The organism is Bacillus sp. 17RED48 (assembly GCF_019837545.1).
GTDB classification, from domain to species: Bacteria; Bacillota; Bacilli; order Bacillales; family Bacillaceae_G; genus Bacillus_A; species Bacillus_A wiedmannii.
This window is the reverse complement of the sequence record NZ_JADAXG010000002.1, coordinates 224,330-249,359: the sequence shown is the minus strand read 5'-3', so window position 1 is coordinate 249,359 and position 25,030 is coordinate 224,330. Positions and strand designations below refer to the sequence as shown.

General features: G+C 34.1%; 27 protein-coding genes and 1 pseudogene. 18 read left to right on the top strand and 10 right to left on the bottom strand.

Translation table 11 applies throughout. The annotated features are described in order from the left end of the window. Complete coding sequence (locus tag ILT06_RS07875) at positions 1–1,074, bottom strand: WD40/YVTN/BNR-like repeat-containing protein (RefSeq protein WP_064476502.1); 1,074 nt, start codon at positions 1,072–1,074, stop codon at positions 1–3. Between the two features lie 212 nt (positions 1,075–1,286). On the opposite strand from ILT06_RS07875, the gene ILT06_RS07870 reads away from it, so the two are divergent. Then, entirely contained in the window at positions 1,287–2,186 is a 900-nt protein-coding gene (locus tag ILT06_RS07870; protein WP_064476501.1) for a cation diffusion facilitator family transporter, read from the top strand. A 193-nt stretch (positions 2,187–2,379) separates the two neighbouring features. Next, positions 2,380–2,550: a Fur-regulated basic protein FbpA gene (gene fbpA, locus ILT06_RS07865; protein ID WP_000098301.1), complete on the top strand. Its 171-nt coding sequence runs from the start codon at positions 2,380–2,382 to the stop codon at positions 2,548–2,550. Between the two features lie 56 nt (positions 2,551–2,606). Here fbpA and ILT06_RS07860 read toward each other — a convergent pair whose 3' ends face one another. The 3 genes from ILT06_RS07860 to ILT06_RS07850 all read right to left on the bottom strand — a co-directional run bounded on the left by ILT06_RS07860 (position 2,607) and on the right by ILT06_RS07850 (position 5,634). Beyond that, complete coding sequence (locus ILT06_RS07860) at positions 2,607–3,278, bottom strand: GntR family transcriptional regulator (RefSeq protein ID WP_064476500.1); 672 nt, start codon at positions 3,276–3,278, stop codon at positions 2,607–2,609. A gap of 7 nt (positions 3,279–3,285) precedes the next feature. Further along, positions 3,286–4,260, bottom strand: a complete 975-nt coding sequence (locus ILT06_RS07855; RefSeq protein ID WP_064476499.1) for a DMT family transporter — start codon at positions 4,258–4,260, stop codon at positions 3,286–3,288. 186 nt (positions 4,261–4,446) lie between these two features. Beyond that, positions 4,447–5,634 carry a GTP-binding protein gene (locus tag ILT06_RS07850; protein ID WP_064476498.1) on the bottom strand — a complete coding sequence of 396 codons (1,188 nt, stop codon included), beginning with the start codon at positions 5,632–5,634 and terminating at the stop codon, positions 4,447–4,449. A 184-nt stretch (positions 5,635–5,818) separates the two neighbouring features. Between ILT06_RS07850 and ILT06_RS07845 the strand changes: the two genes are divergently transcribed. The 4 genes from ILT06_RS07845 to nhaC all read left to right on the top strand — a co-directional run bounded on the left by ILT06_RS07845 (position 5,819) and on the right by nhaC (position 10,194). After that, a complete protein-coding gene (locus tag ILT06_RS07845; protein WP_064476497.1) occupies positions 5,819–6,796 on the top strand; it encodes a permease in 978 nt (325 codons plus the stop codon). A 13-nt stretch (positions 6,797–6,809) separates the two neighbouring features. Then, a complete protein-coding gene (locus ILT06_RS07840; RefSeq protein ID WP_098103322.1) occupies positions 6,810–7,694 on the top strand; it encodes a TIGR03943 family putative permease subunit in 885 nt (294 codons plus the stop codon). A 112-nt stretch (positions 7,695–7,806) separates the two neighbouring features. Beyond that, on the top strand, positions 7,807–8,466 hold the full coding sequence (locus ILT06_RS07835) for a class I SAM-dependent methyltransferase (protein WP_064476495.1): 660 nt from the start codon (positions 7,807–7,809) through the stop codon (positions 8,464–8,466). Positions 8,467–8,790: 324 nt separating this feature from the next. Then, positions 8,791–10,194 carry a Na+/H+ antiporter NhaC gene (gene nhaC / locus ILT06_RS07830; protein ID WP_064476494.1) on the top strand — a complete coding sequence of 468 codons (1,404 nt, stop codon included), beginning with the start codon at positions 8,791–8,793 and terminating at the stop codon, positions 10,192–10,194. Between the two features lie 41 nt (positions 10,195–10,235). Here the strand turns inward: nhaC and ILT06_RS07825 are convergent, their stop codons facing one another. Together ILT06_RS07825 and ILT06_RS07820 are read right to left on the bottom strand one after the other, a co-directional pair. Beyond that, positions 10,236–10,616: a MerR family transcriptional regulator gene (locus ILT06_RS07825; RefSeq protein WP_088048489.1), complete on the bottom strand. Its 381-nt coding sequence runs from the start codon at positions 10,614–10,616 to the stop codon at positions 10,236–10,238. Positions 10,617–10,632: 16 nt separating this feature from the next. Then, the gene (locus ILT06_RS07820) at positions 10,633–11,343 is read right to left on the bottom strand and encodes an SDR family NAD(P)-dependent oxidoreductase (protein ID WP_222655001.1); all 711 of its coding nucleotides are present in this window, start codon (positions 11,341–11,343) and stop codon (positions 10,633–10,635) included. A 192-nt stretch (positions 11,344–11,535) separates the two neighbouring features. On the opposite strand from ILT06_RS07820, the gene fumC reads away from it, so the two are divergent. Further along, the gene (gene fumC / locus ILT06_RS07815) at positions 11,536–12,924 is read left to right on the top strand and encodes a class II fumarate hydratase (protein WP_064476491.1); all 1,389 of its coding nucleotides are present in this window, start codon (positions 11,536–11,538) and stop codon (positions 12,922–12,924) included. Between the two features lie 92 nt (positions 12,925–13,016). On the opposite strand, the gene ILT06_RS07810 is transcribed toward fumC, so the two are convergent. Continuing rightward, positions 13,017–13,436, bottom strand: coding sequence for a PH domain-containing protein (locus ILT06_RS07810; RefSeq protein ID WP_222655000.1), 420 nt, complete (start codon positions 13,434–13,436; stop codon positions 13,017–13,019). A gap of 164 nt (positions 13,437–13,600) precedes the next feature. On the opposite strand from ILT06_RS07810, the gene ILT06_RS07805 reads away from it, so the two are divergent. Next, the gene (locus ILT06_RS07805) at positions 13,601–13,762 is read left to right on the top strand and encodes a hypothetical protein (RefSeq protein ID WP_222654999.1); all 162 of its coding nucleotides are present in this window, start codon (positions 13,601–13,603) and stop codon (positions 13,760–13,762) included. 37 nt (positions 13,763–13,799) lie between these two features. Here the strand turns inward: ILT06_RS07805 and ILT06_RS32455 are convergent. Continuing rightward, positions 13,800–13,979, bottom strand: a pseudogene (locus ILT06_RS32455) (MBL fold metallo-hydrolase); the annotation flags it as partial. A 255-nt stretch (positions 13,980–14,234) separates the two neighbouring features. On the opposite strand from ILT06_RS32455, the gene ILT06_RS07800 reads away from it, so the two are divergent. Both ILT06_RS07800 and ILT06_RS07795 read left to right on the top strand, forming a co-directional pair. After that, the gene (locus tag ILT06_RS07800; RefSeq protein WP_222654998.1) at positions 14,235–14,999 is read left to right on the top strand and encodes a DUF2087 domain-containing protein; all 765 of its coding nucleotides are present in this window, start codon (positions 14,235–14,237) and stop codon (positions 14,997–14,999) included. A 99-nt stretch (positions 15,000–15,098) separates the two neighbouring features. Next, positions 15,099–16,508: an MATE family efflux transporter gene (locus ILT06_RS07795; RefSeq protein WP_098103561.1), complete on the top strand. Its 1,410-nt coding sequence runs from the start codon at positions 15,099–15,101 to the stop codon at positions 16,506–16,508. Between the two features lie 56 nt (positions 16,509–16,564). Here the strand turns inward: ILT06_RS07795 and ILT06_RS07790 are convergent, their stop codons facing one another. Next, positions 16,565–17,263: a peptidase E gene (locus ILT06_RS07790; protein WP_098103562.1), complete on the bottom strand. Its 699-nt coding sequence runs from the start codon at positions 17,261–17,263 to the stop codon at positions 16,565–16,567. Positions 17,264–17,752: 489 nt separating this feature from the next. On the opposite strand from ILT06_RS07790, the gene ILT06_RS07785 reads away from it, so the two are divergent. From ILT06_RS07785 to ILT06_RS07760, 6 genes are all read left to right on the top strand, one after another. Continuing rightward, positions 17,753–18,151, top strand: coding sequence for a DUF3942 family protein (locus tag ILT06_RS07785; protein ID WP_142289436.1), 399 nt, complete (start codon positions 17,753–17,755; stop codon positions 18,149–18,151). 107 nt (positions 18,152–18,258) lie between these two features. Further along, positions 18,259–18,675 carry a BlaI/MecI/CopY family transcriptional regulator gene (locus tag ILT06_RS07780; protein ID WP_222654997.1) on the top strand — a complete coding sequence of 139 codons (417 nt, stop codon included), beginning with the start codon at positions 18,259–18,261 and terminating at the stop codon, positions 18,673–18,675. Position 18,676: 1 nt separating this feature from the next. Continuing rightward, positions 18,677–19,489, top strand: coding sequence for a M56 family metallopeptidase (locus tag ILT06_RS07775; RefSeq protein WP_098103564.1), 813 nt, complete (start codon positions 18,677–18,679; stop codon positions 19,487–19,489). Between the two features lie 53 nt (positions 19,490–19,542). Beyond that, positions 19,543–20,256, top strand: a complete 714-nt coding sequence (gene ccdA, locus ILT06_RS07770; RefSeq protein WP_064476483.1) for a cytochrome c-type biogenesis protein CcdA — start codon at positions 19,543–19,545, stop codon at positions 20,254–20,256. An 18-nt stretch (positions 20,257–20,274) separates the two neighbouring features. Then, on the top strand, positions 20,275–20,829 hold the full coding sequence (locus ILT06_RS07765) for a TlpA family protein disulfide reductase (RefSeq protein WP_064476482.1): 555 nt from the start codon (positions 20,275–20,277) through the stop codon (positions 20,827–20,829). Positions 20,830–20,847: 18 nt separating this feature from the next. Continuing rightward, on the top strand, positions 20,848–21,528 hold the full coding sequence (locus ILT06_RS07760) for a prolipoprotein diacylglyceryl transferase family protein (RefSeq protein ID WP_222654996.1): 681 nt from the start codon (positions 20,848–20,850) through the stop codon (positions 21,526–21,528). Positions 21,529–21,581: 53 nt separating this feature from the next. Here ILT06_RS07760 and ILT06_RS07755 read toward each other — a convergent pair whose 3' ends face one another. After that, a complete protein-coding gene (locus tag ILT06_RS07755; protein WP_064476480.1) occupies positions 21,582–22,127 on the bottom strand; it encodes a helix-turn-helix domain-containing protein in 546 nt (181 codons plus the stop codon). A 149-nt stretch (positions 22,128–22,276) separates the two neighbouring features. On the opposite strand from ILT06_RS07755, the gene ILT06_RS07750 reads away from it, so the two are divergent. Both ILT06_RS07750 and ILT06_RS07745 read left to right on the top strand, forming a co-directional pair. Further along, entirely contained in the window at positions 22,277–23,617 is a 1,341-nt protein-coding gene (locus ILT06_RS07750; RefSeq protein WP_222654995.1) for a D-serine ammonia-lyase, read from the top strand. Between the two features lie 159 nt (positions 23,618–23,776). Next, entirely contained in the window at positions 23,777–25,024 is a 1,248-nt protein-coding gene (locus ILT06_RS07745; protein WP_222654994.1) for a DUF445 domain-containing protein, read from the top strand. The last annotated feature ends 6 nt before the right edge of the window (positions 25,025–25,030 follow it).

The following is a 25,030-nucleotide window of genomic DNA, read 5'->3' as shown; positions in this document are numbered from 1 at the left end:
TTAAGAACTAGCTACAAGTAACGCATGCGGATGCTGCGTTTTATACTCATCTTTCCAAGGAATGTTTAGTTGTTCCCACGATTCGCCGCTATCATTGGATTGAAAGATGCCATTGTTATTTAAAGTGTAAAACGTATGTGGTTCGGCTGGATTTGTTGCAAACATTGAAATGACTGTACCAATTGCAGATGGTAGACCTTGCTGCACTTGCTGGAAAGGAGAATCTTTCGTTTTACGATAAATATAAGATTCATAAGGAATACGATGATGAGCGAGGTCAGCACTCGGTGCGGCAGAAACGAGGATTGTATCACAATCAGCCGGATCGATAGCCATGCTATATAGATAATGATGTTCAAGTCCTTCACTGCATGAGATCCAGCTGTTTCCACTGTTATAACTTTCAAGATATGCACGATCAGGTCCGCCCATAAATCCGTCACCACATGATGCATAAAGGCGATTTGGAGCGTCAGGGTGCATAAGCAATTGATGAGCATCGATAGGAGCACCAAATTTTTTATCAATCCAAGTATGCCCTCTATCATTACTTTGAATAACAGCACCAGCTTCAATTGAAACATGGATTGTATTTGGGGTGTTTGGATCAACTGTAATCCAGCGTACGTGATGGGTGAAAGGTCTAGGCGGAAAAGCCCACGTATAAGAAGATAATAATGATTTCATATTTTTAAGTTCAGTCCACGTTTCACCACCATTTTCAGAACGGAATAAAGCGCTCGGTTCTGTGCCGACATAAACGACGCCATAGCCGTTAACTTGCTCATTTGAGCTTATCGTTATAGAAGTAATCGAAGAATGTAAAATACCATCTTCTTTAGGGAAATCAAAGTAACGATATGAATCTCCAATCGGTCTCCATGAATCCCCACCATCGTCACTTAACCATAAACCTCGTCCAAATGTGCCGCAATATACACGGTTCTTTTGAAATGGATCAACAGCAATACAGGTAGGTTGCATATTTTGTAAGTGATACGCTGTTTCAAAGTGACCATATTGTTCTTTCACTACAACAAGTTCACGCTCCATACAGAGAAATAAACGTTTCATTTTAGTAACCTCCTTAGAAATTCTTTCATTAGTAAACAATATGAAGCTGAAAAGGAAGTAGTCTTATTTTTTGTTGAGAAAAAGGACTTGTTTGAAAAATAGCGAAGTGTGTAGATAGAGGAAGCGGGCGTTTATGGGCAGTTAATGGGGGATAAAGATAGGGAATGTGTTTCATACTAACATACAGATATTGCACTTAAAGGAGCATTCGTATGGGACATTCACATGATCACGGTCATTCAAAAAATAAAAAAGCGTTATTAATTGCCTTCTTATTAACGACAAGCTTTATGATTGCTGAAGTTATTGGGGGATTTGTAACGAATAGCTTAGCACTATTATCTGACGCGGGGCATATGCTAAGTGATGCAGTATCCTTAGCGCTAAGTTTACTTGCATTCAAGCTTGGAGAAAAAACAGCAACAACTGCGAAAACATATGGGTATAAGCGAGTCGAAATGTTAGCGGCATTATGTAACGGTGTCGTTCTTATTGTCATTTCAGTATACATTTTTATTGAAGCAATTCGCCGTTTTAAAGAGCCAGTTGAGATTGCTAGTAATGGGATGCTCATTATTGCTGTACTTGGTCTGCTTATTAATATTTTATCAGCTTGGATATTAATGAGAGGCGGAGATGTGAAGGGGAATTTGAATTTAAGAAGCGCGTTCCTACACGTATTAGGCGATCTATTAGGATCAGTCGGAGCGATTATTGCTGCGCTATTTATTAAATTTTTCGGATGGACTGTTGCTGATGCGATTGCTAGTATTCTTGTGTCTATTTTAGTCATTATTAGCGGATGGCGTGTAACACGTGATACCGTTCATATATTAATGGAAGGTGCACCCCAACACATAAATGTTGAAGAGGTAAAAAGTACATTATTAAATATTACGGTTGTAAAAGAAGTTCATGATTTGCACATATGGTCTGTCACATCTGATTTTCAAGTATTAACTTGCCATTTGATTATTAAAGGTGATGAAACGCAAAATGTATTAAAAGAGGCTACGGATGTATTAAAGGAGAAGTTTCATGTAGAACATGTCACCATTCAAGTAGAAATAGATGGTGAATTTAATCATAGTGAGACAACTTGCAAAGTATGAAAGAAAAAGGATAAGAAAATGTGTCATAACATTTTTCGCACGGCATACATATATATAATGTGGCCACAAATACTTTGTAAGGTAAATATTTCATGAAATTACTTTACTTATAAAGAGTCATCTTTTATAATCAAAAGTGGTAATTGATAAAGATTATCATTTTCAATGATCGTGGAAAGGAGTTTTTTAAAAGATGAGTAGTCAACTCCGTTTTGCTGTTGAAAATCGTAAGAGGCATTTAATTGATGAGTTAATTGGAGCAGGTGTGTTTAAAATTCGCGACCGACAATTATACGAGCTGTCTTTAGAAGAATTGGAAAAAGAGTACGAAGATATGGAAGATTATGCAGATATTCAGGCATAGCTATATAGATTAGTAAAAGGTGAGCTGGTTACGATTTTGTGTAACCAGCTTTATTATTATTTCGTAGAAATTATTTTTGATATTTCTTTCATTGGACGGAGCCAGTTTTGAGACATCATTTGTTCCATTTGTTTTTCGTCCTGCTTTTGCAATGCTTGAATGATAGAGTGATGTTCTTCAATAGATTGACTTGCTGGAACAAAGTTTTGGAAAAATAAATATTCAAGGCGTAGAACATGAAGTTGCATATTTTCTAGAAAGGGTTCAATATATTGGTTTTTAGCAATAGAAGAAATTGTATTGTGAAATTGTATATCTAGTTTTAAAGCTTGTTTTGCGTTTTTCTTCTCTATAGAGCGCTGAAAATCAGCATTTATTTCAGAAAGTAGTTTCAGATCAGCGTCTGTAATTTTTTGAAGTGCTTGCTTTCCTATAATAGAGTGAAGACCAGCCATCGTTTCATAAATGATAGGAATGTCGTCTAACTTAATAGGAGCAATTTTTGTTTTTTGCCCAGGTACCATTTCCACTAATCCAGAAAGCTCTAATATTTGAAGTGCTTCTCTTACAGGTGTTCTGCTTACTCCTAGTGCTTCAGCCAATTCCCCATCATTAATTTTTTCATCAGGCTGTAAAACACCTTCAATAATCCAATCTTGTAATTGATTTAAAACGAGTGATTTTGCCGAAACTCTTCCTTGTTTTTTATAATTTTGAGGGATGGGCATAGTGAATTCAATCCTTTCGTTGTATATTTTCTTTTTTCTCATGAACAAACTTTAATTCCTGTTTCCCTTCATCCGGTTTTTGACTTAAGATGAGCACCATTACAATGACACAAAAAGCCCCTAATAACTGAAAAGATTGAAAGGGTACGTGCAATATAAGTACAGAAGAAATAATAGCCGCGAGTGGTTCAGTACAACCGAATAATGTTGTTTCTTTCGGAGTCAGGTATCGTATGCTGTCTAAGTATAAATAAAATGCAATCAGTGTCCCGAAAATGACGACAAATGTTATGAGCGGTAGGGTACTTAGTTTTACATATTTCATAGTCGATAATAAAATGAATTCGTTTGTAGAAATAAAGTGTAGAATCGTAACGCCAATACCCCCAATAATCATGCCCCATCCAACGATAACAGAGGAAGACCACCTTTCTAGTAATCCCTTTGAATATAAACTATAAAAAGCAAGAGATAATCCAGATAAAATACCCCAAATAATAGCTGGTGTAGAAACAGCCAAGTTATGAACAGACCCGTTTGTTAGTAAGAGAAAAGTGCCTACTAATGAAAGGGTAATGGAAATGAAATCAATTTTTGATGGTCGAACGTTCCATTTGAAAAGTAAGTATACAGTGATGAATATGGGAGCTAAATATTGCAATAATGTTGCGACAGCGGCATTTCCCTCTTTAATAGAAGCGAAGTACGTGTACTGTACAGCAAGCATACCGAATAGGCCAAACAATATCATTTTAGTAGCATCAGATCTTTGTTTCCATATGCCGAATATTTCTTTTTTTCTCGTTCCGAATGATGAAATAAGGAGCAAGATAAAGCCTGATATAAGCAAACGAATTGTAACTAACCATTCAGTAGAAACATTTTCATATTGAAAAAGTTGTTGTGCAGCTGTCCCGGACAAGCCCCATAAACAAGCACCAATTACAACCATAATGATTCCTTTTAAACGATTTGGATCCATACTGTATATAGTCCTCCTTTTAAAAATATATATCGGATACAATATGCAATATATCACAGAAAGAAACATTAATAAATTGAAATTTCTTTCTTAATGTAAAGTGTTATTCAAATTAAAGAAAATTTGTTAAATAAGAGAACGATAAAATAAAAAGGCTTCTGTTTACGGAAGCCTTTTTATTTTAGATTATGAAGTGTAAGTAAAAGCCGGAATAGGATCAACAAATGTATTCCACTTTTGTTCCATTTCCTTGTCTGTTAATAGACAATCATCTAATGATTGTTCAATCACAGAATGATTCATATCAATACCGATAAATACGAGCTCAGTTATTCGATCTCCATATCGCTCGTCCCAGTTTTTCAATACTTCGGGTTCTTCTTTAATAATTTGATTTCTTTCAGTTTCAGGTAATGCGGCTATCCATTCACCTGCTCCTTGAATTGTAATAGAGGAACCTGCTTGAGATAGAAGCCCTATCATATTATTACGAGATGCGAGCCAGAAAAAGCCTTTCGCTCTTACAACATCTACAGGCCATTTTTCTAGCCAATTCATAAGGCGTTCAGGATGAAAAGGGGATTTACGACGGTATACAAAGGAATTGATACCATATTCTTCAGTTTCGGGTGTATGATGTTCACTATTTAGTTCTTGCATCCAGCCCGCCGATTGACTCGCTTCCTCATAATTAAATAAATTTGTATTTAAAATTTCTTGCAATGGTACATTGCTAAATGAAGCTTCAATAATTTTTGCACCGGGATTTAATTTTTGTAGTAAATGATGAAGTTCTACCCTATCTTCTTTTTCTAGTAAATCAATTTTATTAAGAATAATGACATTCGCAAATTCAATTTGGTCTATTAGTAAATCAATAACTTCTCGAGTATCATTTTCATCGATAGCCTGTTTACGGTCTAATAAACTTTCACCATCTGCAAAATCATCCCAAAATTTATTTGCATCTACAACTGTAACCATCGTATCGAGGCGACAATTTCTCGTTAAATCGATATTAAGTACTTCGTCAGTATAAGTAAATGTTTGGGCAACTGGAATCGGCTCACTTATACCTGAAGCTTCAATAACTATATAGTCAATATCACCGTTTTCAACAAGCCGACTCACTTCTATCATTAAATCTTCTCGTAGTGTACAGCAGATACAACCATTTTGAATTTCTACTAATTTCTCTTCCGTACGTGAAAACCCACCTTTTTTTATAAGCGATGCATCAATGTTTATTTCACTCATATCGTTAACGATAACAGCCACTTTTAAGTTGCTCTTATTAGCCAAAATATGATGTAGTAGAGTAGTTTTTCCAGCTCCTAGAAACCCACTTAATACAGTGATAGGTACTTTTTTCATAAAATGATCTCTCCTTTAAATCGTAATGATTACGTTTTATATTAAGTGATAGAAAAGAAAAAATCAATAATAAATCATAATGATTACGATTTAAGAATAGGAATAGACTATAAAATTTGTGCTGTAGTAGTGTAGGGCATTTGGACAAGTATACAATTTAATATGAATAAAGTGGGGGATAATGTTGGTCTTTAATAGAGTTTCAAAAGAATTAATAGGAATAGCCCTTATTTCTATTTTTCTTTTTTTATTATTTTTTGTAGATTTTACAAGTCTAGCAAATTTGCACAAAAGTATGCCACAAGAATGGTTGAATGTGAATACCGTGTTTTTAAGTATTATATTCGAAGCAATACCTTTTATTTTATTAGGGGTAATTGTTTCTTCACTCATTCAAGTGTTTGTGACGGAAGATATGATTCAAAAAGTAATGCCGAAATCAAAGATTGTTGCAATGATTCCAGCGGTATTTGTCGGAATCATTTTTCCGATGTGTGAATGTGTCATTATACCAATTGTAAGAAGACTTATTCAAAAAGGACTCCCTCTTCATGTAGGAATTGTAATTTTATTGAGTGCACCTATTATGAATCCGATTGTTCTTTTATCTACCGTATATGCATTTCAAAAAAATGATGTAATTGTATATGCACGCTTTGGGATAACGATTTGTGCGGCGCTATTAGTTGGGCTAATTGTGTATTATGTCTATCGCGGGAACAATATTTTAAAAGATATAGAGGATCCGGTTCAGAAAAAAGAAAAAAAGGGCTGGGGGAATGTTGTGAATCACACTGTAGATGAGTTTTTTGATACGGGTAAATATTTATTGATTGGTGCTTTTTTTGCGAGCGTATTTCAAACGTTTTTTGATCGAAATGTACTTGATGCAGTGGCCCATAATGAAGTAATTTCCCCAATTATTATGATGGGATTTGGTTATGTTTTATCCATTTGCTCAGCAGCTGATGCATTTATAGCGGCATCTTTTGGACATGTCTTCTCTGTAAAAGCACTTCTCGCATTTCTTGTGTTTGGACCTATGCTTGATATGAAAAATACATTAATGCTATTTGCTTATTTTCAAAAGAGATTTGTATTCTTTTTGATTGGAATTATTATTTTATCGGTGTACACAATCGTGCAAATTACAACGTTATAGGAGGTGGGAAACAGTGGAGGAACAGGAACAGAAGGCCTATCATCGCTATATTCGTGGCATTATTTTAATTGGTTTAGCGATGCTCTTATTTAAACTACTTGTAACAGGCAATATTTATAATTTTATCGCTCCAAAAATGATTAAATTTACGTATATAGCTTTTGTAGTGATTTTACTTCTTGGTTCTTTACAAGTTTGGAGAGATGGGGGAGAAAAACGGGATGATTGTAATTGTTGTAAGCATCATACAGCATTAAAATCAGGGATGAAAAGTTTCTTTGTATATGTTTTATTTGTTGTTCCGATTATTAGTGCTTTTCTATTTGGAAGTGTAACAATTGACGGAAGTTTAGCGGGAAAAAGAGGTATGAATCAAAGTGTACAGGCGAGAAGTATGGAAAAGAACGAAAAAGGGGGAATACAGGCAAATTCTGTTTGGAAAGAAAGATTAGTTGATCAAGATGAAACCTCGAATTTAAAAGTGATTAATCAAGTGGAAGAACAATTAGAAAAAAGTATGTTAGGACAACGAAAAATACAAGTAGAGGATAAGGATTATGTTCAAACAATGAGTATAATTGGCCAAGATGTAAAAGGGTTTAAAGGGAAAGAAATTACATTCTCAGGGTTTATATATAATGATAAGGATGTGACGGGTGATAAAGCGGTAGTGGCGCGATACGGCATAACTTGTTGTATTGCGGATGCATCAGTCTGGGGGATGATTGTTGCAGGGGAAAACGTAAAAAAGCTCCCACAGGAAACATGGGTGAAAATAACAGGTTTGTTGGACGAAACGACATATAAAGGAACACTATTTCCACTTGTAAAAGTAAGTAAAGTAGAGAAAATTAATACGCCTGCAGATCCGTATGTATACGATGCTTTACCGCAATAAGAAAGGAATAATAATTCATATTTTTATGAAATAAAATCATAATTACAATGATAAAAAAATAAAGATAAGAGTAATTTGGTTTGTTAAAAATATGTGTAGAAGGAGAAATGTGATGAGCTGGGTTACTCATAAACCAACATTTGAATTTGATCAATATAGTCCATATATTCGAATGAACTCTGCGTGGGTGGGACATTTAAACTTCGCTTATGATTTAGTAAGATTTGAAAAACCAGAAATATTAGTTGAGTTAGGTACACATTTAGGAGCTTCTTTTTTTAGTTTTTGCCAAGGGGTAAAAGATGGAGGAGTATCTACAAAATGCTTTGCTGTAGATACTTGGGCAGGAGATGAGCACACAGGTCCATATGGAGAAGGTGTTTTTCAAATAGTGAGTAAATTCGTGAGCACGAGTTATCCTCAAATAGGGAATTTAATTCGGTCTACTTTTGATGAGGCTGTGGATCAGTTTCAAGATGGAACGATAAATTTGTTGCATATTGATGGCTATCATACGTATGAAGCAGTTTCTCATGATTATAAAACATGGTTACCGAAACTTGCGAATAACGGTATCGTGTTATTTCACGATATTGAGGTGAAAGATCGAAATTTCGGCGTGTATAAATTTTGGGATGAGGTCAAAGCGAAGTACCCTCATTTTCAGTTTGAGCATTCATATGGGCTCGGAGTGTTATTTCCGAAAGGTTGTAGTGATAAGTTTGTGGAAATACTTAAAAATAAAGAAGAAATACAAAATATGTATAAATAAAAGTGGAGCATGCATCATTTTAATGATGTGTGCTTTTTTGTGGGGAAAAATGGTAGTCCTTAAAAGGTGAGGATAATAGTAAAAAATTTGTTATGGCAAATATTAAAAAAGTTATTTATGGATTGTTCTATATAAAAAATGTAACATTTTTTATATTTTCCATTGCGAAAAGTAACATCTACTTTTACAATAGAAAAGGTGTTATATTATACTGGAAAAATAAATCGAAATAATATGAAAATTTTGTTTTGTCTTCGCTAATTGTATATTACATACATGTAAGACGACACACGTCATGTTATCGACTTGTAAGGAGAGAAAAAAATGAAAAGTGTAAGATTACCATCGATGCTAGAAATCATAGTTCTTTTATTACTATTTCTTGCTGTTGTCTTTTCCTTCCAAACGATTTTTGATCTCCCAATTCAATTAGCGCTATTTATTTCATGGTTTTTAGTAATTGCGCTTGGATTAAGATTAGGATTTCGTTATCAAGAATTGCAAGATGCAATTACGAAAGGAATTTCTAACGGATTAGAAGCAATACTGATTTTAGTTGCAGTAGGTGCTTTAATTGGAACGTGGATTGCTGGTGGCGTAGTACCAACATTAATCTATTATGGATTAGAATTTATTCACCCTAGCATATTCCTATTAGCAACATTAATCATATGTTCGATTACTTCTATCGCAACAGGAACATCATGGGGAACAGTAGGAACAGCGGGTATTGCTATGATGGCGATTGGTGAGGGACTTGGATTACCACTTCCGCTTGTTGCGGGTGCAGTTCTTTCAGGAGCTTATTTCGGCGACAAATTATCACCACTTTCTGATAGTACAGTTCTTGCAGCTTCTATGGCGAAAGTAGACGTTATTGCTCACGTTCGAGCTATGCTCGTATTAGATGTTCCGGCTTATATTATTACTAGCATTATGTTTACTGTAGCTGGTTGGATGTATGGCGGCGATAATGTAGATTTGAATCGAGTAGAGTTTTTAAAAGAAGCTTTATTAAAGCAATTTGATATTAAAATATGGATGCTTGTTCCGGCGGTCATTGTTATTGTTCTATTAGCGATGAAGAAACCGTCTATGCCGACAATTGCAATGGGAGCTTTAATTGGTGCAATTTGGGCAGCTCTTTTCCAAGGAATGAACTTTGGAGAGGCGATTGGAACAGCGTATAACGGATTTTCAATTCAATCTGGTGTTGAGTTTGTTGACAAGTTATTAAACCGTGGTGGAATTAACGGTATGCTTGGATCAGTAGCCGTTATTATTTTCGGTTTAGGATTTGGTGGATTACTTGAAAAACTAGGTGTTTTAAAAGTAATCGTATCAAAATTTGAGAAGAAATTAAATTCTGCAGGCAATGTAACATTGTCTACATTAATCGTGGCATTCTTAGCAAATATATTTGGTTGTGCGATGTACGTATCACTAATTTTAACACCGAAAATTATGGAAGATAGCTATGATAAATTAAAAATAGACCGACGTGTATTAGCACGTAACTCAGAAGTAGGTGGAACGTTAACTTCAGGTATGGTTCCATGGTCTGATAATGGTATTTTTATGGCTGGTATTTTAGGTGTAGCAACATTCTCATACGTTCCATTTATGTGGTTAAGCTTCGTATCATTAATTTTAGCAGTTATTTACGGATATACAGGCAAATTTATTTGGTATGTAGATGATGCCGATAAAGGAAAGCAAGCATCATAAAATAAAAAATCACCTTCTACAATATGTAGAAGGTGATTTTTTTATTTTGTAATAGGAGTTGAAGAAGTTATCTCGACCTCATATTTAGCAATTTTTTGTTGTATCTTTTTTAAGTTTTTTTCAGTGTCTTGAATGAGTTGTAAGACATTGGTCTCCTGTTGTTGCATTAATTCCAACCGTCGAAGGATTGTAGATTCTCCCTCCATAGACCAGTCGATAAATTGTTTTATTTTTTGAATGGGCATACCGGTGTTTTTTAAGCATAAAATCATCTCTAAATATTTCAGTGCTTCTTCATCAAAAACTCGATCTCCTTTTTCATTTCTTTTAAGAAAAGGGAACAGTCCTTGTTTATCGTAATAACGTATTTGAGAAATAGTTAAGAGGTGCATTTTGGCGACTTGCCCAATTGTATAATACATATCGTTCATCCCTTTATTACCAAGGTATAATGCCATCTTTATTTAGTATTTTACCATTATAGTTTGTTTCACTTAATGCATATTTAATAATAATTTTAGCACTTTCATTAGTCGTATGGCCACCTGGGGAATTTCCATTTAGGTCAGTAGTTGTAAAACCAGGAGTTACTCCGAAAATTTCTGGACCGTTAGTGCCAAATTCTTTGCTAAAAGCTAATGTTAAAGCATTAATAGCTGTTTTTGAAGAATTATATCCTAATGTATTAATCGGGTGTGTTTCACCACTAGCAAACATTGTTAGTGAGGCCATGTCAGTTGTTACATTAATAATTTTACTGTTACTTGATTTCTTTAATAATGGTAAAAAGGCTTGCACCATTTGGAATGTTCCAAAAAAGTTAACCTCAAATCCTTGGCGTAAAGTTTCAATATTTAATTCACTAGGTATCGTATGGAAGTCGAGTGCTATGCCTGCATTATTGATTAATAAATCTAAGTGGTCAGTCGTTTCATGGATTTTTTTGATTGCTTCTTGAATGGATTGAGCACTAGAAATGTCTACTTGAATATAGGAAACGTTTGAAACATGTAAAGATTTTACCGCTTGTTGTCCAAGTTGTTTATTACGAGCACCTAAAAATACGTGATAGTCTTTTTCTGCTAATTGACGAACCAGTTCATATCCGATCTCTTTATTCGCACCTGTTATGAAAGCATATTTTTTCATTTTAAATTCCTCCAGTAGTGTTATAGTAGGTTACAATGGTAAGGATACAGCCTAAACTTAAGTTTAGGTCAAGAGGAATTTTTGAAAAAAATATTGAATATTTGCATATATATAAGTGAGAATTCTTATCATTTGATTGAAAGTCTGTTAAAATGAGAAATGTAGGTATTTTATTTTCAAGGGGATGAAAAAATGGAGTACAGAATTGAAAGAGATACAATAGGAGAAATAAAAGTTCCAGCTGATAAATTATGGGCAGCACAAACGCAACGTAGTAAAGAAAACTTCCCGATTGGAACAGAGCAAATGCCGCTTGAAATTGTAAAAGCATTTGCCATTTTAAAGAAGAGTGCAGCACTTAGTAATCAAAAATTAGGAAAGCTATCAGAAGAAAAAGCAGAAGCAATTGTGGCAGCAGCTGACGAAGTGATTGCAGGGAAATGGAATGAACATTTTCCACTTGTCGTATGGCAAACAGGTAGTGGTACTCAGTCAAACATGAATGTGAATGAAGTAATTGCAAATCGAGGGAATCAAATTTTGAAAGAGAAGGGATCTGACGTACATATTCATCCGAATGATGATGTGAACATGTCTCAAAGTTCAAATGATACATTTCCAACAGCGCTTCATGTAGCATGTGTAATCGCAGTAGAAAATCACGTATTACCAGCAATTACGAAATTAAAAGAAACATTAGCAGAAAAAGTAACTGCATTTGAACATATTATAAAAATTGGTCGTACACACTTACAAGATGCAACACCGTTAACATTAGGACAAGAAATTAGCGGATGGCATCGTATGCTTGAAAAAACAGAGCGTATGATTGCAGAGAGCAATACATATATGAAAGAACTTGCGATTGGTGGTACTGCAGTTGGAACAGGTATTAATGCTCACCCTAAATTTGGTGAGATGGTGTCAGAGGAAATTAGCCAATTTACAGGTAAGCAATTTATTTCTGCGCCAAATAAGTTTCACGCATTAACGAGCCATGATGAAGCTGTATATACGCATGGTGCATTAAAAGCATTAGCAGCTGATTTAATGAAGATCGCTAACGATGTGCGTTGGTTGGCAAGTGGTCCACGTAGTGGTCTAGGAGAAATTATTATTCCGGCAAATGAGCCAGGAAGCTCTATTATGCCAGGTAAAGTAAATCCAACGCAAAGTGAAGCGTTAACGATGGTTGTAGCGCAAGTGATGGGAAATGACGCAACAATTGGATTTGCTGCGAGTCAAGGTAATTTTGAGTTGAACGTATTTAAACCTGTTATTGCATATAACTTCTTACAATCCGCTCACTTATTAGCAGATGCAATTGTTTCATTTAATGATAATTGTGCAGTTGGTATTGAAGCAGATGAAGAAGTAATTAAAGAGAATGTAAATCGTTCATTAATGCTTGTTACAGCATTAAACCCGCATATCGGATATGAAAATGCAGCGAAAATTGCGAAGCATGCTCATAAAGAGGGCTTAACGTTAAAAGAGGCAGCACTGCAATCTGGATTACTAACAGAAGAACAATTTGATGAAATTGTCGATCCGAAAAAAATGATTGCTCCGAAAGAGTAATAAAAAAGCCAAGATTCTATGTTTAGAATCTTGGCTTTTTTGATATTTATTTGTAGGTCTTCCATTTGTATTACTGCAAGTACCAAAATATATTATTTGTTAGCAGGCATATTCAATACTTTCATCTGTGGACAGTTTTCTTTTAAGAGTGAAAGGAAGTTTTCTTCTTCTTGAGGTACGAAAGTTGTCACAGAGTCAAATAAATTGTAATGGATTTCTAATTGCTGTCTAGTCCATTGTTTTGAATGAAGTTTTTTACCAGAGTATGTAACGTGACGAATTTCTTCAAATGGAATTTCAGTACGCAATATGAAACCATGTTTTACAACAAGAGATGATTCCGTTACGTTGTAGTAAGAAAAATAGAATGAAGAAAGATTTACGATATTTATAAACATCATGAGAGTGAAAAAAATAGAATTTTCATTTTGGAAGAATAATAAAATGAAAAAAATTATAAATAATGTAATAAAAATGAAGTGAAAAGGATTTTTTTTCGCTTTAAATTTCAAGTTAATCACCTCGGTATACTTGTTCTTTAACTAAATTAAATCACAACATCGCGATAAAACGTGTAAATATGCAGAATTGCATGTTCTTTCGGCTTATTATTCATGTAAAATTTCTTGATGGGATAAATTTTACATGAAGTTTTGTAATAGTGGAGTGGCATGAAGTGACTTACAAGAATCGAAAGGTAGCGTTAGTCATAATTAGTTGTATGATGATTATGGGTAGTTGTACTAATAAATTTGTTGAAGATGGAAACGGAAAGCATGTATTCGTACAGGGAAGTAAAGTTTTAGTAGAGATTGTAATTAGAATATATAAAAGATAAAAAGGTGTTTTCGTATACGGAAACACCTTTTTTGTATTTAAAATTGAATGCTGAAGTTTTGGAATGAGTGAATACCAGTTCCATGTTGAACTAGGTTGTTATTACTTAAATATTGAATAGCATATTTCACTTCTTTCAATATAGCAGGTGAAAGACCGAGAGTATGATGTGAACCGTAAATTTGATTAATAGGTGAGAAATTTGTAATTTTGTTTAACAGTAAACCAAAGGTCGTGCAGAATAGTCATGTTTTGTTTCATATCCTATCGTAATTCATTTATTAAATACATTCGCTTTTCATTGTTTTAAGTCTTTTTTTAGTTTGTTTAATAGATTTTTTTATAAAAGTTTATAAAATGGGTAAACGGAATGTTGAAATGTTTATTTATGTTATGTTAAGATGGTGAAGTGATAACAAACGTTATTGTGATTTGTTTAGTCTTTAAATAAACGTTTTGGAGGAGTGTTTAGTGTGAATGATATATCAGAGAAGTTTTGGGATGCGTCGGTTGAGGAATTGAAGAAAGGGTATGTGTTTGAAGCGGAAGCAGAGGAGTATATTTGTTTAGCTTGTGGAGAAGCGTTTATTAAGGGAGTTATTTATCAAGATAATCAAGTTTTGTATGAAGCAGAGAAGTTTGTACAATTGCATGTGCAAAATGAACATACGTCTATGTTTGATTATTTATTAAACCTTGATAAGAAGTATACTGGTTTAACTGATTTGCAAAAGAAAATGGTTCAGTTTTTCCATATGGGGCTGAATGATAAAGAGATTGTAAACGAGATGGATGGTGGAAGTACTTCGACCATTCGAAATCATCGATTTACACTTCGAGAGAAAATGAAGCAAGCGAAAGTGTTTTTAGCGTTAATGGAACTATCAGAAGAAAAATCAAAAGTACAAACGAAATTTGTACCCATTCATAGAACAGCAACGATGGTAGATGATCGCTACAATATTACGGAAGAAGAAAATAATGAAGTATTAAAAGCACACTTTACAGAAGGATTAGATGGACCGCTTTCTAAATTTCCGAAAAAGCAAAAGCGTAAATTAATTATATTACGCCATTTAGTGACGAAGTTTGATAGTAATAAAAAGTACACTGAAAAAGAAGTAAATACTGTCATAGAAAGAGTATATCCGGATTTTGTAACTTTAAGAAGATATTTAATCGAATATGGGTTTTTAGATAGAACAGCAGATGGAAGCCAATATTGGGTGAAGTTATAATCATACGGAAAAGAATATGCATAGAAGCACATTATTATAACAAATATACAAAGAGATAGAAGTTGAAAAACAGATTTTTAATAAAAGGAGAAATGAAATTTGAAACCACCTACAGATAACAATAAAGAAGGTGCGGAGTCACATAAGTTAGAAAGTGAGAGTAAACCGATTTGGAAGTCGATGTCCATGTTTTTAGTACCGTTACTATTAAGTAATGTACTACAATCGATTGGACAATTATTCGGTATGGTAGTAGTAGGAAGATGGCTTGGAGTGAATGATTTAGCAGCCATCTCAGCATTCTTCCCGCTATTTTTCTTACTCGTTTCATTTGTAATTGGTATTGGTTCAGGTAGTTCGATTTTAATTGGTCAGGCGTTTGGTGCTAAAAACGAAGATCGTTTAAAAGCGATCGTTGGTACGACACTGACATTTACCTTTATTATTGGAGTTGTGCTGGCGATAATAGGTAGTGTTTTTGCGATGGATATTATGCGCCTTATGGGAACGCCAGAAAATATTATTGATATAAGTGTTCATTATGCGCGTATTTTATTTATATCGATGCCAGTCTTATTTTTATACTTCGCATACACAACATTTATGAGGGGTACAGGAGATTCTAAAACGCCATTTTACTTTTTAATTGTAAGTACAGCGCTAAATATGATCTTATTACCGATTCTTATTTTCGGATGGTTAGGAGCTCCGAAATTAGATGTGTATGGAGCAGCCTATGCTTCTGTTATATCTACAGTTATTACGTTCATTGTCATGTTAGTGTATTTAAAGAAGAAAAATCACCCACTACAATTAGATAGTACGGTAAGGAAATATCTTCGCATGGATGGGGAGTTATTAAAGCTATTGCTACGACTCGGAATTCCAGCGAGTATTAATATGATATTAGTTTCATTATCTGAAATTGCGGTAATCGCGTTTGTAAATCGTTACGGTTCGGATGCAACAGCGGCATATGGCGTCGTGAATCAGGTTGCAAGTTATGTACAAATGCCAGCAGTTAGCCTTGGTATTACAGTTTCTATTTTTGCAGCGCAATCAATTGGTGCAAATCAATTCGATCGACTGCAGAAAGTTGTGAAGGCCGGGATTATTATGAACTACGTCATCGGTGGTGTGCTAATATCTCTTATTTATTTGTTCTCAAGAGACATTCTATCACTATTTTTAACGAGTCAAACTACAATTGAAATTGCTCATAGCCTCGTTATGATTACGTTATGGAGTTATTTAATTTTCGGGCATGCGCAAATTATTAGTGCGACAATGCGAGCGAGTGGTACAGTATTATGGCCAACTGTTATCGGTGTTGTATCAATTTGGCTTGTTGAAGTACCTGTAGCGTATTACCTTTCTTACCATACAAGTCTTGGCATAGAAGGGATATGGATTGGGTACCCAGCAGCATTTATTGTCAGCTTAATATTACAGTATGCATATTATAAGCTTTCATGGCAGAAGAAACGAATTACACGACTAGTGAGTTAAATCATGCAAATGTCCCTAAGCTATTATACTTAGGGACATTTTTTGTAAGTGTAGGTTTACAAATAGCTTTTTAAAGTGATATCAAAATGTTGTCTAATGAGCTTGTTATCACTCATATAAAACTCCCACGCTTTTTCAGGTTCACCGATAATTTCAAAAGATTCTTCTGTAATATATAAAGCGCAATTATCCTCTAGTGCAATTCCTTCTATATTACCTTGATGATTTTGTAAAAAGGAATGGAAGGCGTTCATTCTATTTAATTGATTATAATGTGGACAAAACCTTTTGTTAACAATCCCCCAACCGTTACACTCTATATAACCAGAACCTTCATAATCGGATCGGATACTAGATGTGAACCAGCACATAGCACCGGCGCTATTGCCTGCAATGAGCGTTCCTTGTTGCAAAGCAAATAATAATTTTTCATCTAGTTTATGTTCTTTCCATTGTGTAAGCATGTGAATATAGTTCCCGCCACCGAGATAAATTAAATCAGCAGACTGAATCATTTCGTCTATTTCATATTTAGAAGGTGTATCAGCTATAGTACGTAAAATTTGTACTTCACAGTGTAATTGTGTTTCGAACGTGTCCAAAAATAGCTTTATATAGCTTTCATCATCATGACTAGCTGTAGGAATGAATAATACTTTTGGATACTGTTTATTTGTTAATTCTATAAGTCGCTCATTAATAGGCGAGTGATTTGAATCTTGTAAATCACCGCCACCAATGACAGCTAATTTCATAGTAAAGCACCACCTAATCATTTTTGTTATATAAAAATTCGATAGAAGAGAGTAACATTCCTTCTCTCATGTAATGAATAAGTAGAAAATATAGTTTAAGTATATCGGAATAGTAAAGGTAGTGAGAACTTTATAGAAAAATGAATTTGAAACAATTTACCCCGATATTTGTGGGCTGCCCGTAAAAGCCTGATTGGTGAGGGCTGATAATCAGTGGGGATGAACAAAACCCTCATTGATTAAAGTTTCACTTTATCGATATATAATACTTCATACTATTGTTTCAAAATATGGAAACAATATGTTTAAATGGATATAACGAAGCATTAATTCAAATTGAATTAGTGTTTATACTTTAAAAAGGAGTCGGAAATAATAGAGATTTCACAAATCGTTTTTTACTTTTAATAGGAAGTTGTATTACAATATGGTAAAATTATTTCAATATATTTGTTTAATATAAAAATACAAAAAGGGAGCGTGAAAAAGGTGGATTTTCGATTTGAGTTTGCAGCGAAGGTGAAAGAATACTTAGATGATGAGAAGGATGAAAAAATAATAAAAGATGGACATAGAGATATAATTTTTCACTATTTATATGCGTTAGAGGCTGAAATTGGCGTTGTTAAAAATCCTAATTTTACTTTTTTTACATCAGGAAGACGTTCACATATCGTATTAGAAAATATTGAATTTAAAACAGAGGTAAATGTAAAAAGTAACATCATAGAAATTACAAAAATAGTGGATAATGTCGTTATTCCTTTAGATACTATCGTAGCAAAGGATCGGGAATTATTTGCACTTGGGCGCAATGAGAAGTTTAATGTACAAATATTAGAGCAGTATCTCTTTGAGACATTTGGAGAGAAATTAGGTTTAAAATGAATGGAATGGCCTACGTATTTATAGGTAGTGAATTTTAGTGTATATCATTTTTGTTTGACCTTTCATTTAATTTATACTACAATTCGTAGTGTGAAAGGAGCCACATTATGTTTACTCAAAACTACAAGTTAAATGAGCAAGGATTAAATCACTTTTTTGGACCACTTGAAGCGAGAATTATGGAGATCGTTTGGTCCACCGAGGGTATTACGATTAAAGAAGTGCAGCAGAAATTAAGTGAAGAATCACCTGTGAATTTTAATACGGTCATGACAGTTATGAACAGGTTAGTAGAGAAATTCCACTTAGAAAAACAGACTGTGAAAAGAAGTGGCATATATCGTACTGTACAAACAAAAGAAGAATTCTTATCCAATCAAACGAAGAAGATGACACAGGAATTGATGGGGGAATTTGGACATTTAGTTTTAAATCATATGCTAGATGAGTTAGAGCAGGCTGATCCGACTTTAATAAAAAAATTAGAAGACAAATTGAGTCAGTTAAAAAAAGAGGATCAATGAAATGAAATGGCAAATGCGTAAAATCGTATTGTTAGCAGTAATTGTTAGTACCCTCTTTTTCAGTATGTTAGTGTATTACGTTACATATCCATTTCTGTTTCAAAATAAGGCGTTCTTTCTTTCAAATTTTTGCTTGTTTCAATTAGAACAACATATGAAGGAATTATCGCTCATTCGTATTATAATTGCTGGATTACTATTATTTACAGTACTCATAGTATGCAAAAGAATTTGGCGACAATTTTTCTATAGTCAAAAATTACAAAAAGTACTTATCCCTTTCATTCGAAAAGGAAAACAAATATATATATTGCCGACCGCGGAAGTTGCGGCATTTACAATTGGGTTATTTCGTCCGAAAGTTGTCATGTCAGAAGGCATGCTTCAAACATTTTCAGATGAAGAAATGGATGCGATTATTTTCCATGAAGAATATCATCAAACTAATCGAGATCCATTAAAATTATTTTGTTTTACGTTATTAGCAGAAGGAATGGTGTACATCCCGATATTAAAAGGGTTATTGCAGCGCTATCATGTGTATCAGGAGTTAGCAGCAGATAAATATGCAATGCAAAAGATGAAATCTTCATTCGAATTAGGTAGTGCATTATTAAAATTAATTAAAATAAAGACAATGGAAAATCGATGTGTGACAGCTTCATTTGCAAAAACAGCAATAAATTTACGAATCGAGCAAGTGTTAAATGAAAAAGTTGTTAAGCTCAATATTCCGTTGCATACGAATTCGGTATATGTAACATTAGGTTTATTCTGTATGTCGATTGTACTTATTGTCGGAGAGTGCATATAGCCTCTTTTTTTAAGAATTAACACTACTCATTGTAGTGCTATAGGGGGAATAAAATGAATGCAGCAGATTTAACAATTTGGCTTGTAGCTGGGGCAGGGGTATTGTCATTTATATCACCATGTTCTTTACCGCTATATCCATCTTATTTATCATATATTACAGGTGTGTCTATTCAAGATTTAAAAGAGAATCGTGGAATTATGCAAAAATCAGCGATTATACATACCGTATTTTTTATGATTGGATTTTCGGTTATATTTTATGCGTTAGGTTTATCGGTAAGTTGGATTGGAATAACATTTTCATCTAACCAAAAATTGATTCAACAAATTGGTGGGATTTTTATTGTTTTGATGGGACTGTTTATGACAGGTTTGTTTCAACCTAAGTGGCTTATGGCAGAGAAAAAGGTACAATACAGAAGTAAATCGACTGGATATATTCGCTCGATTTTAGTCGGTATGACATATGCAGCGGGTTGGACGCCATGTGTTGGACCGATATTTTCAGCTGTACTCATGCTTGGTGCGACAAATCCTGAAGGGGCACTTCTTTATATTACTGCGTATACTCTTGGGTTTGCGGTTCCGTTTTTCGTGATGGCATTCTTTATTGGGAAGGTAAAATGGATTGTTACATATGCCAACGTCATGATGAAAATTGGCGGTGGAATGATGATTGTAACAGGGGTTTTATTGTATACAAATCAAATGACGAAAATTACCGCATTCTTTATTCGTCTATTCGGTGGATTTAAAGGCTTTTAAAAATGAGGAGGAAGAAAAGTGAAGAAGCTAATTGCGATTATAATGGCCGGGGCATTGATTTGGGCCGGAGTTAATTTTTATAATACAAAAAAAGAAGAAAAAGAAAGAAAAGCAAAACAAGCGGAGTTACAAGAAACAGAAGTATTACCACAAGTAGGATTTAAAGCGCCAAACATAACGTTAAAAGGGTTAGACGGGAAGTTGTATTCGTTAAATGATGCAAAAGGAAAGCCATATCTTATTAATTTTTGGGCATCATGGTGTGGCCCATGTGAAATGGAGGCACCTGACTTAGTTCGTATGTATGATAAATATAAAAAGGATGTTGAAATTTTTGCGGTAAATGCGACAATTGGAGATCCAGTACAAGAAGCGAGTGCATTTGCAGATCGTCACGGATTTAAGTTTCCTGTTTTACTAGATATGGACGGAGTAGCTGGATTAGATTATAAAGTATTTTCGTTACCAACAACATTTTTTGTTAATAAAGATGGAATTATCGTAGAGCAAGTACGAGGCGTATTACCTCCAGATCAATTAGAAGAGAAATTTAAGAAATTAATTGAGAGTTAAAGAGGGGATTTCATAGTGATGGAGTGGATCGTGAGGTTACAATCCGTATCTCTTATAATTGGAAGTCTATTTGGGTTTATGTTGATGAAACGAAAGATGAAGAACGAAAGTGTACCATATGAAAAAATGATGGATGCAGTAACAAATGCTTTTCTTATCATCGTATTTGTATGGAAATTTGCACCGGCAATTTTAAATCCAGTATGGGCTTTTAGGTCGCCAGTGCAGGCACTATTAGCTGTAGGAAGTATGCAGCATATTATAGCAGGATGTGTAATTGCGAGTGTATACATTGTTTGGAAAAGTAAAAAAGGAAAATTTTCGCTTCGTATTTTACTTGATGCATTACCTATCGGACTATGTATGAGTATTATTTTTTATTTTCTATTCAACCACAAAATAGGTGTACAAACGACATTGCCTTGGGGTGTGAAAATATATGAATCTAAATTTTTATATCACCCTATTTTCGTATACGAGATCATTCTCGCCCTTTGTATAATCGGCTTGTTATGGATGAAAAATGAAAGGCTCGGAAATGGAAAGAATATAAGTGTTTTTCTAATTGTTGAGGGGTTTGCTCATATCATTATTTCACTTGTTAGTGAACAAAATTCGGTTCTATTTGGTTTATCAGCACAGCAAATAATGAGCTTTTTTGTTATTAGTTTAGGAATTTTGTTGATACCGAAAAAATAAAAAGGTAGCCACGTATGGAGTGTGTCCGTACGTGGCTATCTTTTTATTATATATTAAAAAATTGGAGGAGTAACAGAAAATAAAACAATGGCATTTTTCTCGAATTGATTTATCCATTTATGTTTTAAATAAGCGGGTATTTTTACGCTATCACCCGTTTCTAATATGTATTTTTCTTCATTTAAATGTAATGTGATTTTCCCGTCTAATACGTATGCTAACTCTTCACCTTTATGTTCTAGTACATTTTCTGATGAAGCTGTATTCGGTGGAACAGTCATAATTGCTGTTGCTAAATTTCCTGTGAAATCAGGTGATAGCATTTCATATGATAAATTATCGATAATCATTTTTTTTCGTTTATGAGAACGTACAATTAAATCGTCTGTATTTGTATCTTCCAGTAAAAAGCTAAATGTTGGAACATCTAACGCTTTAGCGAGTACTTTTAATGTTTGAATAGAAGGGTTAGCAGACCCACGCTCAATTTGACTTAACATAGATGGTGTTATACCTGCCATCGTTGCTAGTTCTTTACTCGTTAAACCTTTTTCTTTTCTTTGTTTTTCAATTTTTTTACCGATATCTATATTTTCCATGATAAAAGCTCCTTACTAATTATTAAATTATATTTAAAAAAATTAAATTAAAATTAACTTAAGCGAATAATTTATGTTAAACTATATTTAAATTAATTTAATTATAATTTATTGAATCGTAAGCTACAAGGTTATGAGGAGGAAGAGAAATGAAGGGAATAGAGAAATTAAACGAGGAATATCCACTAATAAATAAATTAATTGCAACAGAAGAAGTGTTTTGGGTGAATCCGAACATGGAAAAGTACGAAACAGCAATAAAAGATTCTCCATTGAATAAAGAAAATGTAAAAGACGCGGAAGAGAGATTAAAGCGTTTTGCACCATACATTGCAAAAGTTTTCCCGGAAACGAAAGGAACAGGTGGCATTATAGAATCACCTTTAGTGAAGATATCTGCTATGAAACAATCTTTAGAGAAAAATTACGGGCAACCTATAGTAGGAGAATTGCTATTAAAGTGTGATAGCGGGCTTCCAATATCAGGGTCAATTAAAGCTAGAGGCGGCATTTATGAAGTGTTGAAACATGCTGAGAAATTAGCATTGCAGCATGGAATGTTAACAGAAAATGATGATTACTCTATTTTAGATAGTGATACATGTAGAGAGTTTTTTGCAAAATACTCAATTGCGGTAGGTTCTACAGGTAATTTAGGGCTAAGCATTGGGATTATGAGTGCGAAACTAGGTTTTAATGTAACTGTTCATATGTCAGCAGACGCAAAAGAATGGAAAAAAGGTTTATTAAGAAGTAAAGGTGTGCACGTTATTGAATATGAAGCTGATTATAGTAAAGCAGTAGAAGAGGGGCGTCAGCAAGCAGATGCAGATCCTAGCTGTTATTTTGTAGATGATGAAAACTCCCATGATTTATTTTTAGGATACGCAGTAGCAGCATCGCGATTACAAAAGCAATTAGAAGAGTTAGAGATTGTAGTAGATGAAGATCATCCTTTATTCGTTTACCTTCCGTGCGGAGTAGGGGGCGGACCTGGCGGCGTCGCATTTGGTTTAAAGTTATTGTATAAAGACAACGTGCACTGTTTCTTTGCGGAGCCTACGCACTCTCCATGTATGTTACTCGGTTTAATGACAGGACTTCATGATAAAATTGCCGTTCAAGATATAGGGATTGATAATGTAACAGACGCGGACGGACTAGCGGTAGGAAGACCGTCTGGATTTGTTGGTAAAACGATGGAACCATTTTTGAGTGGAAATTACACAGTAAGTGATGAAGAGTTATATAGATTGTTAAAAGAACTAGCTGATACGGAAAATATTTATTTAGAGCCCTCTGCGTTAGCGGGCATGATAGGTCCAGTGAAAGTATGTAAAGAAGATGAATATTTACAAAAGAAACAGTTAATGGAAAAGATGAAGAAAGGTACTCATATTGTGTGGGGAACTGGCGGTAGTATGGTTCCAGAAGATGTGATGAATGGGTATTATAAAACAGGTGAGTCATTAACAATATTAGAAAAATGAGGCTAATTGTGGCCTCATTTTTTATTTATATGACATATGTATTATTATAAATTCTTTGTTATTTTCGCATTAGTTCATTATAGTATAGATATAAAGAACAAATATTAAATAAACATAACAAAAAAGCTTTATTTTACATAATAAGAGGATGTGTATACGATGTCATTACAGACTAAATATATAGCGGGTATTTCGCTTGGGGTTATGGGAGTAGGATTTGCCGCTTCTATCCCTTTTCAAGGAACGGTAGCAGGTGAGATTATACAAGGGGGATTTGAAGCTGGGTTAGTTGGCGGACTTGCAGATTGGTTCGCGGTGACAGCATTATTCCGTCATCCGATGGGAATTCCAATTCCGCATACTGCGTTATTACCTAAAAATCGTAAACGAGTAACGAAAGGGCTCATTCATACGTTAGAAAATGAATGGCTGACGAAAGAAAGTATTACGAATAAAGTAAAAGAAATGCAGCTAGCGCAAATGGTACTGCAAATTGCTGAGAGAGAAATGCAGTCTGACGCTGTAAAAAAAGGAATTGTAACAATTGCTGAGAAAGCGATTGTTACAATAGATACGGAAAAATTAGCGGTTATTATTGAAAAAGAATTAAAAGCATATTTGCACACCATTAATACAAGCAACATATTACAAGTGCTTGTTGATCAATTAGTTGTGCAAGAATATGATGAAAAGACACTTGATTACATTTTAGTAAAAGTGAAAGATTGGACAGCGCAAGATGAAGCGCGTTACCAGCTCGGAAGCTTAGGTATGAAGGCGATGGAAAACATAAAAGTAGATGGATTTTTACAGTTTACTTTGAAATCGTTTATGAATATTGTAGATGAAGATAAAATTGGCGGTATTTTGCAGAAGTTTATTATTAGCAATATTAACAGCTTACAAGATGCAGATAATAGCACAAGACAACTTATATTAGCGAATATTCGTCAAGAAATTATAAATGTAAAAGAAAATGAAGCGTTACTACAAGAATTAGAAAATTGGAAAGAAAAATGGATTGCCAATTGGGATGCTACTGACAAAATTAAAGAGATGCTGGAGCAAGTACAACAAAGGGCAATTACTTTTGTGAAAAATGAAGAATTTACGGATAAATATGTTATGCCATTTTTACAAAAACAAATGAATAAAATAAAAGAAGATGAACAGATTGTTCAAAAAATAGAAGAGTGGTTACAAAAACAAGTTGTCACACTGGTTGAAAAGAATCATTCGAAAATCGGAAAACTTGTACAAGAAAATCTTGATAAGTTAGATGATAAAATGTTAATTGAAATGATTGAAAATAACGTCGGTAAAGATTTGCAATGGATCCGAGTAAACGGAGCGGTTTGCGGATTTATGATTGGATTAGTATTAGAAGGAATCAAAGCGATTATATGAGAAAAA